This window comes from Pseudomonas serbica, from assembly GCF_028823535.1.
GTDB classification, from domain to species: domain Bacteria; phylum Pseudomonadota; class Gammaproteobacteria; order Pseudomonadales; family Pseudomonadaceae; genus Aquipseudomonas; species Aquipseudomonas serbica.
Genome location: NZ_JAQIYM010000001.1, coordinates 229797 through 243044 on the forward strand (window position 1 = coordinate 229797; position 13248 = coordinate 243044).

At 61.6% G+C, this 13248-nt stretch carries 16 protein-coding genes; 12 read left to right on the forward strand and 4 right to left on the reverse strand.

The annotated features are described in order from the left end of the window. The first annotated feature begins 20 nt into the window (after positions 1-20). Both NQL71_RS01010 and NQL71_RS01015 read left to right on the forward strand, forming a co-directional pair. Complete coding sequence (locus NQL71_RS01010; RefSeq protein ID WP_046818333.1) at positions 21-1025, forward strand: aspartate carbamoyltransferase catalytic subunit; 1005 nt, start codon at positions 21-23, stop codon at positions 1023-1025. After that, positions 1022-2293 carry a dihydroorotase gene (locus NQL71_RS01015; RefSeq protein ID WP_046818334.1) on the forward strand — a complete coding sequence of 424 codons (1272 nt, stop codon included), beginning with the start codon at positions 1022-1024 and terminating at the stop codon, positions 2291-2293. Before NQL71_RS01010 ends, NQL71_RS01015 begins: the two co-directional genes overlap by 4 nt. A gap of 73 nt (positions 2294-2366) precedes the next feature. Here the strand turns inward: NQL71_RS01015 and NQL71_RS01020 are convergent, their stop codons facing one another. Further along, positions 2367-2795, reverse strand: coding sequence for an NINE protein (locus NQL71_RS01020; protein ID WP_046818335.1), 429 nt, complete (start codon positions 2793-2795; stop codon positions 2367-2369). A gap of 249 nt (positions 2796-3044) precedes the next feature. On the opposite strand from NQL71_RS01020, the gene NQL71_RS01025 reads away from it, so the two are divergent. Continuing rightward, positions 3045-3662: a C40 family peptidase gene (locus NQL71_RS01025; protein ID WP_046818336.1), complete on the forward strand. Its 618-nt coding sequence runs from the start codon at positions 3045-3047 to the stop codon at positions 3660-3662. Between the two features lie 131 nt (positions 3663-3793). Here the strand turns inward: NQL71_RS01025 and NQL71_RS01030 are convergent, their stop codons facing one another. Next, the gene (locus NQL71_RS01030) at positions 3794-4828 is read right to left on the reverse strand and encodes a type IV pilus twitching motility protein PilT (RefSeq protein WP_046818337.1); all 1035 of its coding nucleotides are present in this window, start codon (positions 4826-4828) and stop codon (positions 3794-3796) included. Positions 4829-4884: 56 nt separating this feature from the next. Between NQL71_RS01030 and NQL71_RS01035 the strand changes: the two genes are divergently transcribed. From NQL71_RS01035 to NQL71_RS01075, 9 genes are all read left to right on the forward strand, one after another. Continuing rightward, positions 4885-5571, forward strand: coding sequence for a YggS family pyridoxal phosphate-dependent enzyme (locus NQL71_RS01035; protein WP_046818338.1), 687 nt, complete (start codon positions 4885-4887; stop codon positions 5569-5571). Between the two features lie 22 nt (positions 5572-5593). Beyond that, entirely contained in the window at positions 5594-6412 is an 819-nt protein-coding gene (proC, locus tag NQL71_RS01040; RefSeq protein WP_046818339.1) for a pyrroline-5-carboxylate reductase, read from the forward strand. 24 nt (positions 6413-6436) lie between these two features. Further along, positions 6437-7024 (forward strand): YggT family protein, encoded by a 588-nt coding sequence (locus NQL71_RS01045; RefSeq protein ID WP_046818340.1) that lies wholly within the window; start codon positions 6437-6439, stop codon positions 7022-7024. 183 nt (positions 7025-7207) lie between these two features. Next, positions 7208-8347: a homoserine O-succinyltransferase MetX gene (gene metX, locus NQL71_RS01050; protein WP_046818341.1), complete on the forward strand. Its 1140-nt coding sequence runs from the start codon at positions 7208-7210 to the stop codon at positions 8345-8347. 7 nt (positions 8348-8354) lie between these two features. Further along, positions 8355-8975, forward strand: a complete 621-nt coding sequence (gene metW, locus NQL71_RS01055) for a methionine biosynthesis protein MetW (protein WP_007987819.1) — start codon at positions 8355-8357, stop codon at positions 8973-8975. A gap of 26 nt (positions 8976-9001) precedes the next feature. Then, positions 9002-9436: a DUF4426 domain-containing protein gene (locus NQL71_RS01060; RefSeq protein ID WP_046818342.1), complete on the forward strand. Its 435-nt coding sequence runs from the start codon at positions 9002-9004 to the stop codon at positions 9434-9436. After that, positions 9433-10029, forward strand: a complete 597-nt coding sequence (gene rdgB, locus NQL71_RS01065) for an RdgB/HAM1 family non-canonical purine NTP pyrophosphatase (protein WP_046818343.1) — start codon at positions 9433-9435, stop codon at positions 10027-10029. Before NQL71_RS01060 ends, rdgB begins: the two co-directional genes overlap by 4 nt. After that, the gene (gene hemW / locus NQL71_RS01070) at positions 10026-11231 is read left to right on the forward strand and encodes a radical SAM family heme chaperone HemW (RefSeq protein ID WP_046818344.1); all 1206 of its coding nucleotides are present in this window, start codon (positions 10026-10028) and stop codon (positions 11229-11231) included. The genes rdgB and hemW overlap by 4 nt, the downstream gene beginning before the upstream one ends. 9 nt (positions 11232-11240) lie before the next feature. After that, complete coding sequence (locus NQL71_RS01075; RefSeq protein WP_008063519.1) at positions 11241-11564, forward strand: DUF3392 domain-containing protein; 324 nt, start codon at positions 11241-11243, stop codon at positions 11562-11564. 131 nt (positions 11565-11695) lie between these two features. On the opposite strand, the gene trmB is transcribed toward NQL71_RS01075, so the two are convergent. Together trmB and NQL71_RS01085 are read right to left on the reverse strand one after the other, a co-directional pair. Continuing rightward, entirely contained in the window at positions 11696-12421 is a 726-nt protein-coding gene (gene trmB / locus NQL71_RS01080) for a tRNA (guanosine(46)-N7)-methyltransferase TrmB (protein WP_020797367.1), read from the reverse strand. 9 nt (positions 12422-12430) lie between these two features. After that, positions 12431-13225 carry a thiazole synthase gene (locus tag NQL71_RS01085; RefSeq protein WP_046818345.1) on the reverse strand — a complete coding sequence of 265 codons (795 nt, stop codon included), beginning with the start codon at positions 13223-13225 and terminating at the stop codon, positions 12431-12433. Between the last annotated feature and the right edge of the window lie 23 nt (positions 13226-13248).

Consider the following 13248-nt stretch of genomic DNA (forward strand, 5'->3'; position numbering starts at 1 on the left):
TATTGAGAGTCCCCCTCGCGATGACGCCTTTAGATACCAAGCGCCCGCTGCAGCTCAATGATCAGGGCCAGCTGCGCCATTTCCTTTCGCTCGACGGTTTGCGCCGCGAGTTGCTGACGGAAATCCTCGACACCGCCGACTCTTTCCTCGAAGTCGGCGCGCGAGCCGTGAAGAAAGTCCCGCTGCTGCGCGGCAAGACCGTGTGCAACGTGTTCTTCGAAAACTCGACCCGTACCCGCACCACCTTCGAACTGGCGGCCCAGCGCCTGTCGGCAGACGTGATCACCCTGAACGTGTCGACATCGTCGGCGAGCAAGGGGGAAACCCTGCTCGACACACTGCGCAACCTGGAAGCCATGGCCGCCGACATGTTCGTCGTGCGCCACGGTGATTCCGGCGCCGCGCACTTCATCGCCGAACATGTTTGCCCGCAAGTGGCGATCATCAACGGTGGCGACGGCCGTCATGCCCACCCGACCCAGGGCATGCTCGACATGCTCACCATCCGTCGGCACAAGGGCGGCTTCGAAAACCTGTCGGTGGCCATCGTCGGCGACATCCTGCACTCGCGGGTTGCGCGCTCGAACATGCTGGCCCTGAAAACCCTGGGTTGCCCGGACATCCGCGTGATTGCGCCGAAGACCCTGCTGCCGATCGGCATCGAGCAGTACGGCGTGAAGGTCTACACCGACATGACCGAAGGCCTGAAAGACGTCGACGTGGTGATCATGCTGCGCCTGCAGCGTGAGCGCATGACCGGCGGCCTGCTGCCGAGCGAAGGCGAGTTCTACCGCCTGTTCGGCCTGACCACCGCACGCCTGGCCGGCGCCAAGCCCGATGCCATCGTCATGCACCCGGGGCCGATCAACCGTGGTGTGGAAATCGAGTCGGCGGTCGCCGACGGCCCGCACTCGGTAATCCTCAACCAAGTGACCTACGGCATCGCGATTCGTATGGCCGTGCTGTCCATGGCCATGAGCGGGCAGACTGCGCAGCGCCAATTCGAACAGGAGAACGCCCAGTGAAGCTCAGCATTCTCGGCGCCCGCGTCATCGATCCGGCCACCGGCCTGGATCAAGTTACCGATATCCATATTGAAGCCTGCAAGATCGTCGCCATTGGCGCCGCGCCAGCCGGCTTTGTCGCCGTCGACACCCTCGACGCCAAAGGCTTGGTGGCCGCCCCCGGCCTGGTCGACCTCAACGTCGCCCTGCGCGAACCGGGCTACAGCCGCAAAGGCTCGATCGCCAGCGAAACCCGCGCGGCCGCTGCCGGCGGCGTCACCAGCCTGTGCTGCCCACCCAAAACCAAACCGGTACTGGACACCTCGGCCGTCGCCGAACTGATCCTCGACCGCGCCCGCGAGGCTGGCAACACCAAAGTCTTCCCTATCGGCGCCCTGAGCAAAGGCCTGGACGGCGAGCAACTGGCCGAACTGGTTGCCTTGCGCGATGCCGGCTGCGTGGCCTTCGGCAACGGCCTGGAGAGTTTCCGCAATACCCGCACCCTGTGCCGGGCGCTGGATTACGCGGCCACCTTCGACCTCACGGTGATTTTCAACTCCCAGGACCACGACTTGGCAGAAGGCGGACTGGCCCATGAAGGCCCGACCGCGAGCTTCCTCGGCCTGCCGGGCATTCCGGAAACCGCCGAAACCGTGGCCCTGGCCAGGGATCTGCTTTTGGTCGAACAAACCGGCGTGCGCGCGCACTTCAGCCAGCTCACCAGCGCGCGCGGTGTAGCCCTGATCGCCCAGGCCCAGCAGCGCGGCCTGAAGGTCACGGCGGATGTCGCCCTGTACCAGTTGATACTGACCGACGAAGCACTGATCGACTTCAGCAGCCTCTATCACGTGCAGCCACCACTGCGCACCCGTGCCGACCGCGATGGCCTGCGTGAAGCGGTGAAATCCGGGGTAGTCTCGGCCATTTCCAGCCATCACCAGCCTCACGAGCGCGATGCCAAGTTGGCGCCGTTCGGGGCCACCGAGCCAGGCATCAGCAGTGTTGAACTGCTGCTGCCGCTGGCGATGACACTGGTAGAAGACGGCTTGCTCGACCTGCCGACGTTGCTGGCGCGTCTCGGCAATGGCCCTGCCGAGGCGCTGCGCCTGCCGGCGGGCAAACTGGCGGTGGGCGGTGCGGCGGATATCGTGCTGTTCGACCCTGCGGCCTCGACCGTGGCCGGTGAGACCTGGTTGTCCAAGGGCGAGAACTGCCCGTTCCTGGGTCATAGCCTGCCGGGCGTGGTGCGCTACACCCTGGTGGACGGACGGATCAGCCACCAGGCTTAAAACCGCGTCGCCTGCATTCGCGAGCAGGCTCGCTCCCACACATTGTGGGAGCGGGCTTGCTCGCGAAGACTGACTAAAAAGCGCCGCGATTCTGGGCGTTACGCACGGAAACCTGGTCATTCAGTGTCCAGAAGTCATACAACACCCCCAGAAAGAACAACCCGCCCGTCACCAGGTACAGCAGCCCGCTGATCCACTTCCCCTGATACATCCGGTGCACACCGAACACCCCGAGAAACGTCAGCAGGATCCACGCCACGTTGTATTCGATTGGCCCAGCGGTAAACCGCAGGTCCGCTTCACGGTCCATGGTCGGAATCAGGAACAGGTCGATCAGCCAGCCAATCCCCAGCAAACCGAAGGTGAAAAACCAGATCGTCCCGGTCACCGGCTTGCCGTAATAAAAGCGATGAGAGCCGAGAAAGCCGAAAATCCACAACAGGTAACCGATCACTTTGCTGTGGGTGTCTTGGTGCGGGACGGGCGCTTGATAGGTGTTCATGGATGACCTCGATTCACACGATAGATAAATATTCTTTAAATCTTTGTGACTTTTTTACGAGCAGCCGACGTATGGCAAATGTTACCTTCTCTCGCGCCAAACCCTTATAGCATCGGGCTTCTGTCCGACAATAGCGTCCATTTACCGCTTATTTGGTTCCGTTGCCCCCCAGGTTTATCGACCAACGGCCCCGGAATAGACAAAAAAGCTGTTATAAAGTTGCGCGCTAACACATACGAGCCCTGCCTAATGCGTCCATTTTTCAAGACATGGCTAACCATTTGCCTATTATTGCCTCTGGCCGCCCACGCCACCAATCGTGAGCAACGTCTTCCGAACGTTAATGGTTACACCCCAAAATCCCATGCTTCCGCTCCTTCGAGTAAAAGCAAGAAATCGGTCAAAACAGCTCCGCAACTGGTCAGCAAAAGCAGCCTGGTGCCGCCGATGGCGACCCGGGAAAGCAGCAACGTGCTGAGCCGCGCCGTCAACGTCCTCGGTACACCGTACCGCTGGGGCGGCAGCAGCCCGAGCAAAGGCTTCGACTGCAGCGGTCTGGTGAAATACGCGTTCAACGACGCCACGTTTGACCTGCCACGCACCTCCAATGCCATGGCCAGCGGTCACGGCGAGAAAGTCGATCGCGACGATTTGAAACCGGGCGACCTGATTTTCTTCAACATCAAGAGCCGTCGAGTCAATCACGTTGCCATCTACCTGGGCAACGACCGCTTTATCCACGCACCACGCCGTGGCAAGTCGGTGAGCATCGACACCTTGAAGAAACCCTACTGGGAAAAACACTACGTAGTGGCCAAGCGGGTTCTGCCGAAAGAACAGAATGCGATGCGGGTTGTGCAACGCTGATTACAGCTGCTGAAATCTACTTCGGATGTAATGGCCTCTTCGCGAGCAAGCCCGCTGCCACATTGGAATGCATTCCCCTGTGGGAGCGGGCTTGCTCGCGAAGGCGTCTTTGAAAGCGCCACACCGTGGCCTCAAAAATTATCCGGCGAGCGCGCTTTCTCCCGCGCCTGATCGCGACTGACCAAGCCCTTGGTCACCAGGTCCTTCAAGCCCATGTCCAGCGTCTGCATACCCAGCGACCCGCCTGCCTGAATCATCGAGTACATCTGCGCCACTTTGTCTTCTCGGATCAGGTTACGGATCGCCGACGTCCCGAGCAGGATCTCGTGGGCCGCCACCCGCCCGCCACCAATCTTCTTGACCAGGGTCTGGGACACCACCGCCAGCAACGATTCGGACAGCATCGAACGCACCATCGACTTCTCGTCCCCGGGAAACACGTCGATGATCCGGTCGATGGTTTTCGCCGCCGAGGTCGTGTGCAACGTGCCGAACACCAGGTGGCCGGTCTCGGCGGCGGTCAACGCCAGGCGGATGGTCTCCAGATCACGCATCTCCCCCACCAGGATCACGTCCGGGTCTTCGCGCAGGGCCGAACGCAAGGCTGTGGCGAAACTGTGGGTATCGCGATGAACTTCACGCTGATTGATCAGGCATTTGCGCGACTCGTGGACGAACTCGATAGGGTCTTCGATAGTAAGGATGTGGTGATGACGGTGGCTGTTCAGGTAATCGATCATCGCGGCGAGGGTGGTGGACTTGCCGGACCCCGTCGGGCCGGTCACCAGCACCAGGCCGCGGGGTGCGTCGGTCATCTTGCGAAACACTTCGCCCATGCCCAGCTCTTCCATGCTCTGGACCCTGGAGGGGATCGTGCGAAACACCGCTCCGGCGCCTCGACTCTGGTTGAAGGCATTGACCCGAAATCGCGCAACGCCAGGCACCTCAAAGGAAAAGTCGGTTTCCAGGTGCTTTTCGAACGCCACCCGTTGCGCGTCGTTCATGATGTCGTAGATCAGCGCCTGCACCTCCTTGTGTTCCAGGGGCGGCAGGTTGATGCGCCGCACATCGCCATCGACGCGGATCATCGGCGGCAGGCCTGCCGACAAATGCAGGTCGGATGCGCTTTGTTTGGCGCTGAACGCCAGCAACTCAGTGATATCCATAGCACCCCTCAATTCCAGTAGAATGCCGCCAACCTCAGACCGCTGGCGCCTCTTGAATGTCCACGATAGCAGACAACATTGAACGGGTTGGTTCACGCATCCGTGCCGCCGCCCTCGCCGCCCACCGCGATGAAAACAGCGTCCAGTTGTTGGCCGTGAGCAAGACCAAACCCGCCCAGGCGCTGCGTGAAGCCCATGCCGCGGGCCTGCGCGACTTTGGCGAGAACTACCTGCAGGAAGCCCTGGGCAAACAGCTTGAACTGAGCGACCTGCCCTTGATCTGGCACTTCATCGGCCCCATTCAATCGAACAAGACTCGTGCAATCGCCGAGCACTTCGCCTGGGTGCATTCGGTGGATCGCCTGAAAATCGCACAACGCCTGTCGGAACAACGGCCCGCCGAATTGCCTCCGCTGAACATCTGCATCCAGGTCAACGTCAGTGGCGAAGCGAGCAAATCCGGCTGCACGCCGGCAGACTTGCCGGCCCTGGCCAACGCCATCAGCGCCTTGCCGCGCCTGAAGTTGCGCGGGCTGATGGCGATTCCCGAGCCGACTGAAGATCGCGCCGCCCAGGATGCCGCTTTCGCTGCCGTGCAAAACCTGCAGGCCAGCCTGAACCTGCCACTCGACACACTTTCCATGGGCATGAGCCATGACCTTGAGTCCGCCATCGCCCAAGGCGCCACTTGGGTCCGTATCGGTACGGCCCTGTTTGGCGCCAGAGATTACGGTCAACCATGACCTCCATTTATAAGGACCTGACATGAGCAAGACACGTATTGCCTTTATCGGTGCCGGCAACATGGCCGCCAGCCTCATCGGCGGCCTGCGGGCCAAAGGCCTGGAAGCGGCGCAGATCCGCGCCAGCGATCCGGGCGAAGAAACCCGCGCCCGCGTGAGCGCCGAACATGGCATCGAAGTGTTCGCCGACAACGCCCAGGCCATCGACGGCGCCGATGTGGTCGTGCTGGCAGTCAAGCCCCAGGCGATGAAGACTGTCTGCGAAGCCATTCGCCCAAGCCTGAAACCCGGGCAACTGGTGGTGTCGATTGCCGCCGGCATCACCTGCGCCAGCATGAATAACTGGCTCGGTGCCCAGCCGATCGTGCGCTGCATGCCCAACACCCCGGCGCTGTTGCGTCAGGGCGTGAGCGGCTTGTTCGCCACTGCCCAAGTGAGCGCCGAGCAGCGCCAGCAAGCCCAGGAACTGCTGTCAGCCGTCGGCGTTGCCCTGTGGCTGGACGAGGAGCAGCAACTGGATGCGGTCACCGCCGTTTCCGGTTCAGGCCCTGCGTACTTTTTCCTGCTGATCGAAGCCATGACCGCCGCTGGCGTCAAACTCGGCCTGCCGGCAGACATCGCCGCCCAACTGACCTTGCAGACCGCCCTGGGCGCCGCCCACATGGCAGTGTCGAGTGACGTCGACGCCGCCGAGTTGCGTCGCCGCGTCACTTCGCCTGCAGGCACCACGGAAGCCGCGATCAAATCGTTCCAGGCCAATGGCTTCGAAGCACTGGTGGAAAAAGCCCTGGGCGCCGCCGCGCACCGCTCGGCCGAGATGGCTGAGCAACTCGGTCGCTAATCAGCACTTAATAAGGAATCAACAATGCTCGGACTCAATGACGCTGCCATTTTTGTGATCCAGACCCTGGGCAGCCTGTATCTTTTGATCGTGTTGCTGCGTTTCATCCTGCAACTGGTGCGGGCGAACTTCTACAACCCGCTCTGCCAATTCGCCGTCAAGGCCACGCAACCACTGCTCAAGCCGCTGCGCCGGGTTATCCCGAGCATGTTCGGCCTGGACATGTCTTCGCTCGTGCTGGCCCTGATCGTGCAAATGGCCCTGTTCGCGGTCATCCTGCTGCTCAGTGGTTACTCGGTTGACGTGCTGCTCCTGGCGCCTTGGGCGCTGATCGGCATCTTCGCGCTGTTTTTGAAGATCCTGTTCTGGGCGATGATCATCAGTGTGATCCTGTCCTGGGTCGCTCCGGGCAGCCACAACCCGGGTGCAGAACTGGTCCAGCAGATCACGGAGCCTGTACTCGCGCCGTTCCGCCGGATCATTCCGAACCTGGGTGGCCTCGACATCTCGCCGATCTTCGCCTTCATCGCACTGCAATTGCTGCAGAGCTGGCTGATTCCGCGCCTGGCGTACTTCGCGCTGATGCCGAAGGAATTGTTTGGCCTGATCTAAACCGCGTCATCGTTCTTCGCGAGCAAGCCCGCCCCCACATTGGAATGCGTTCCCCCTGTGGGAGCGGGCTTGCTCGCGAATGAAGCGCCTCGGTACAACTGAATGAAATCAGGCCCGGCCTTTGCTTGCCGCTAACTCCACCGGTCTTTAGACTTACGCCTCATTTCAACGAGAGCAGGGTCGATGCCAGCTGCCTTTCCCCCCGATTCTGTTGGTCTGGTGACGCCGCAAGTGGCGCACTTCAGCGAAGCCCTGGCGTTGGCCTGCGGCCGCTCGCTCCCAGCCTATGACCTGATCTACGAGACCTACGGCACCCTGAACGCCACGGCGAGCAACGCCGTGCTGATCTGCCACGCCTTGTCCGGTCACCACCATGCCGCCGGCTATCACAGCCCCGACGACCGCAAACCGGGTTGGTGGGACAGCTGCATTGGTCCCGGCAAGCCCATCGACACCAGCAAGTTCTTCGTGGTCAGCCTGAACAACCTCGGCGGCTGCAACGGCTCCACCGGCCCGAGCAGCATCAACCCGGAGACCGGCAAGCCGTTTGGCGCCGACTTCCCGGTACTGACCGTGGAAGACTGGGTGCACAGCCAGGCGCGCTTGGCCGATCGGCTCGGCATCGCCCAGTTTGCAGCCGTGATCGGCGGCAGTCTCGGTGGCATGCAGGCGATGCAATGGAGCATCACGTACCCTGAGCGCATCCGCCATTGCCTGGCCATCGCCTCGGCGCCCAAGCTGTCGGCGCAGAACATCGCCTTCAACGAAGTGGCGCGCCAGGCGATCCTCACCGACCCCGAATTCCATGGCGGTTCGTTCCAGGAACACGGCGTGATCCCCAAGCGCGGGCTGATGCTGGCGCGGATGGTCGGGCATATCACTTACCTGTCCGACGATTCCATGGGTGAGAAATTCGGTCGCGGCCTGAAAAGCGAGAAGCTCAACTACGACTTCCACAGCGTCGAATTCCAGGTCGAAAGTTACCTGCGTTATCAGGGTGAAGAGTTCTCCGGACGTTTCGATGCCAACACTTACCTGCTGATGACCAAGGCCCTGGACTACTTCGACCCGGCGGCCAACTTCGACGATGACCTGGCGAAAACCTTCGCCGGCGCCACCGCCAAGTTCTGCGTGATGTCGTTCACCACCGACTGGCGCTTCTCCCCTGCCCGCTCGCGGGAACTGGTGGACGCGCTGATGGCCGCGCGCAAGGACGTCTGCTACCTGGAAATCGACGCGCCGCAGGGCCACGACGCCTTCCTGATTCCGATCCCGCGCTACCTGCAGGCGTTCGGCAATTACATGAACCGCATTACGTTGTGAGATAGCCATGAGAGCTGATCTGGAAATCATCCAGGAATGGATCCCCGCCGGTAGCCGCGTGCTCGACCTCGGTTGCGGCGATGGCGAGCTGCTGACCTGGCTGCGCGACAACAAGCAGGTCACCGGCTATGGCCTGGAAAACGACGCGGACAACATTGCCGAGTGCGTGGCCAAGGGCATCAACGTCATCGAGCAGGACCTGGACAAGGGCCTGGGCAACTTTGCCAGCAACAGTTTCGACATCGTGGTCATGACCCAGGCGCTGCAAGCCGTGCATTACCCGGACAAGATCCTCGACGAAATGCTGCGGGTCGGCCGCCAGTGCATCATCACCTTCCCCAATTTCGGCCACTGGCGCTGCCGCTGGTACCTGGCGAGCAAGGGCCGGATGCCGGTTTCCGAATTCCTGCCCTATACCTGGTACAACACACCGAACATTCACTTCTGCACCTTCGCGGACTTTGAAGCCTTGTGTCGCGAACGTGAAGCCAAGGTCATTGATCGGCTTGCCGTGGATCAACAGCATCGGCACGGGTGGGCCAGTAAGCTATGGCCTAATCTGTTAGGTGAGATCGGTATTTACCGTGTCAGCAGCCCGGGCCTTTCCGACCACAAGGTCGCGGTCTGAATCAGCACATTTCGAGGAGAATGATCATGGGTCGTCTAGCACTGCTTCTGTTCACCGCCTGCCTGAGCGTCACGGCCGTGGCCGCCGACGCGATCAAGGGCGAACGCCAGGAAAAATTCGGCGACGTAACGGTGCACTACAACACCTTCAACTCCACCTTCCTGACGCCGGACATCGCCAAGGCCGCGGAACTCACCCGCAGCAAGAACCAGGGCGTGATCAACATTTCCGTGCTCAAGGACGGCAAGCCGCAGATGGCCCAAGTCAGCGGTACGGTCAAAGACCTGACCAGCCAGAGTGTGAACCTGAACTTCCGCCAGATCACCGAACAAGGCGCGATCTACTACATCGCCCAGTTCCCGGTGGATCAGCAGGAAACCCGCACCTTCGATATCAAGGTGCAGACCGGCGACAAAATCAACACCATCAACTTCAACCAAGAGCTCTTCCCCGGCGAATGATCAACTTCACGCAACTCGTACTGGCCAGCCACAACGCCGGCAAACTCAAGGAACTCCAGGCCATGCTCGGCGAGTCGGTGCAATTGCGCTCGATCGGCGAGTTCAGCAGCGTGGAGCCTGAAGAAACCGGCCTGTCGTTCGTCGAGAATGCCATCCTCAAGGCCCGCAATGCCGCGCGCATTTCCGGCCTGCCGGCCTTGGCCGACGACTCCGGGCTGGCGGTGGATTTCCTCGGCGGTGCGCCGGGTATCTACTCGGCGCGCTATGCCGATGGCAAGGGCGATGCGGCGAACAACGCCAAGCTGCTCGACGTATTGAAGGACGTGCCTGAAACCGAGCGCGGTGCGCAGTTCGTCTGCGTGCTGGCACTGGTGCGGCACGCCGACGATCCGCTGCCGATCCTCTGCGAAGGCCTGTGGCACGGGCGCATCCTGACCCAGGCCAGCGGTGAACACGGTTTTGGCTACGACCCGTTGTTCTGGGTGCCGGAGCGCGATTGCTCCAGCGCCGAGCTGAGCCCGGCCGACAAGAACCAGATCAGCCACCGCGCCCGTGCAATGGATCTGCTGCGCCAGCGTCTGGGCTTGAAATGACCCGTGAATCCTCCGCGTCGCCGCTGATCTTCGGCGGCGCCGCCCACTCGCCCAGGGCCGCCCTGCCTGTGCTACCGCCACTGGCGCTGTACATCCACATCCCGTGGTGCGTACGCAAATGCCCGTATTGCGACTTCAACTCCCACACCGCCAGTCCCGTGCTGCCGGAAGAGGAGTATGTCGACGCCTTGCTGGCTGACCTCGACCAGGACCTGCACGCGGTCTATGGCCGTGAGCTGAGCTCGATCTTCTTCGGTGGCGGCACGCCAAGCCTGTTCAGCGCCCGGGCCCTGGGGCGCCTGCTCAAGGGGGTGGAACAGCGCATAGCCTTTGCCAGCGACATCGAAATTACCCTGGAAGCCAATCCGGGGACCTTTGAACAAGAGAAGTTCGTCGCCTACCGCGCGCTGGGCATCAATCGCCTGTCCATTGGCATCCAGAGCTTTCAACAAGAAAAGCTCCAGGCCCTGGGGCGTATTCACAACGGTGACGAAGCGGTGCGCGCCGCCGGCATGGCCCGTCAGGCCGGTTTTGATAACTTCAACCTGGACTTGATGCACGGCTTGCCCAATCAATCCCTCGACGACGCCCTGAGCGACTTGCGCCAGGCCATCGCCCTGAAACCGACCCACCTGTCCTGGTATCAGCTGACCCTGGAGCCGAACACCGTCTTCTGGAACCAGCCGCCGACACTGCCGGAGGACGACACCCTGTGGGATATCCAGGAAGCCGGGCAGGCGCTGCTGGCCGAACACGGTTACGCGCAGTACGAAGTCTCGGCCTACGCGCAGCCCGGGCGCCCGGCGCGGCATAACCTCAATTACTGGAGTTTTGGCGACTTCATCGGCATCGGCGCCGGTGCCCACGGCAAGCTGAGCCATCCGGACGGGCGCATCGTGCGTACCTGGAAGACCCGCCTGCCGAAGGACTACCTGAATCCGGCGAAAAGTTTCCAGGCTGGCGAGAAAGCGCTGACCAATGACGAGATGCCGTTCGAATTCCTGATGAACGCCCTGCGCCTGACGGCCGGGGTTGAGGCGCAACTGTACCCGGAACGCACCGGGATGACCTTGGAAAGCCTCGCCGAAAGCCGTCGCGAAGCCGAACAAAGCGGCCTGCTGCAGGTCGAACCGTCACGTCTGGCGGCTACCGAGCGCGGACAACTCTTCCTCAACGACTTGCTGCAGAAATTTCTGACATAAGGAAATCGAATGGATTTGGTACTCGACCTGCTCGCCACCGCGTCTCGCTGGAGCCGCAGCAACCTCTCGGAAATCGCCCTCGCCCTGGTAGGTTGCCTGCTGGTGTTGTTCGGCGCGGATTTCAAAGGCTGGGTCGAGCAACGCCTGGGCAGCATCGCCGGCGCCTTGCGCGTACCGCTGATGTCCCTGCTGTGCATGATCGGCAGCGGTGCGGCACTGATCTATGCCACGCCGTGGATCGTCAAGGGTTTGAGCCAGTTCAACAACTACAGCCTGGCGCCGGTGTTGTTGGTGGTGCTGGTGTTGATTGGGGTAGTCGCGGACCGCCGCTGATTTCAGCCACACCCTAAAACAACTGTGGGAGCGGGCTTGCTCGCGAAAGCGGTGTATCAGACAACATTAATGTCGACTGACACGACGCCTTCGCGAGCAAGCCCGCTCCCACATTGGGTATTGCGACTGGCTTAGGACTGCTTCTCGAACTTCAGGTCCCAAACGCCATGCCCAAGACGTTCGCCTCGGCGTTCGAACTTGGTGATCGGGCGCTCGGCCGGGCGAGGTACGCACTTACCGTCTTCAGCGAGGTTGCGGTAACCCGGGGCCACGTTCATCACTTCCAGCATGTACTCGGCGTACGGCTCCCAATCGGTGGCCATGTGCAGGATACCGCCGACTTTCAGCTTGCTGCGCACCAGCTCGGCGAATGACGCCTGGACGATACGACGCTTGTGGTGACGGCTCTTGTGCCATGGGTCCGGGAAAAACAGCATCAGGCGATCGAGGCTGTTATCGGCCACGCAACGGTTGAGCACCTCGATGGCATCGCAATCGTAAACCCGCAGGTTGGTCAGGCCCTGGGTCAACACGCCATTGAGCAGCGCACCCACACCCGGACGGTGAACCTCGACGCCGATGAAGTCCTGCTCCGGCGATGCCGCAGCCATTTCCAGCAGCGAATGGCCCATGCCGAAGCCGATCTCCAGCGAACGCGGGGCCGAGCGACCGAACACCTGGTCGAAATCCACCGGGGCGTCGGCCAGGGGCAGCACGAAAAGCGGCGCACCCTGTTCCAGGCCCCGTTGCTGGCCTTCGGTCATGCGCCCGGCGCGCATCACGAAACTCTTGATGCGGCGGTGTTGGCGCTCGTCGCCTTCTTCCGTCTGGATTGGCGTGTCGTTCGATTCAGTCATCAATGGCTCTTACTTGATCAGACCATCCAGCGGCGAAGAGGCGCTGGCATAGAGTTTTTTCGGCATGCGACCGGCGAGGTAGGCCAGGCGGCCTGCGACGATCGCGTGTTTCATGGCTTCGGCCATCATGATCGGCTGCTGGGCGTGGGCGATCGCCGAGTTCATCAGCACAGCATCACAGCCTAGCTCCATGGCGATGGTAGCGTCGGACGCGGTACCGACACCGGCATCCACCAGCACCGGGATTTTCGCTTCTTCGAGGATGATCTGCAGGTTGTACGGGTTGCAGATCCCCAGGCCCGAACCGATCAGACCGGCCAGCGGCATCACTGCGATGCAGCCGATTTCCGCCAATTGACGGGCAATGATCGGGTCATCACTGGTGTAGACCATCACGTCGAAACCTTCCTTGACCAGCGATTCAGCGGCCTTGAGGGTTTCGATCACGTTGGGGAACAGGGTTTTCTGGTCGGCCAGTACTTCCAGCTTCACCAGATTATGGCCATCGAGCAGCTCACGGGCCAGGCGGCAGGTGCGCACGGCCTCGATAGCGTCGTAGCAACCGGCAGTGTTGGGCAGGAAGGTGTAGCGATCCGGCGAGAGGAAGTCCAGCAGGTTCGGTTCGCCCGCGTTCTGGCCGAGGTTGGTACGGCGCACGGCGAAAGTGACGATTTCAGCACCCGAGGCCTCGATGGCCAGGCGGGTTTCTTCCATGTCACGGTACTTGCCGGTACCGACCAGCAAACGCGACTGGTAAGTACGACCGGCCAGGACGAAAGGCTTGTCGCTACGAACGATGCTCATGGGGAATCCTCTGTAGGGGTGAG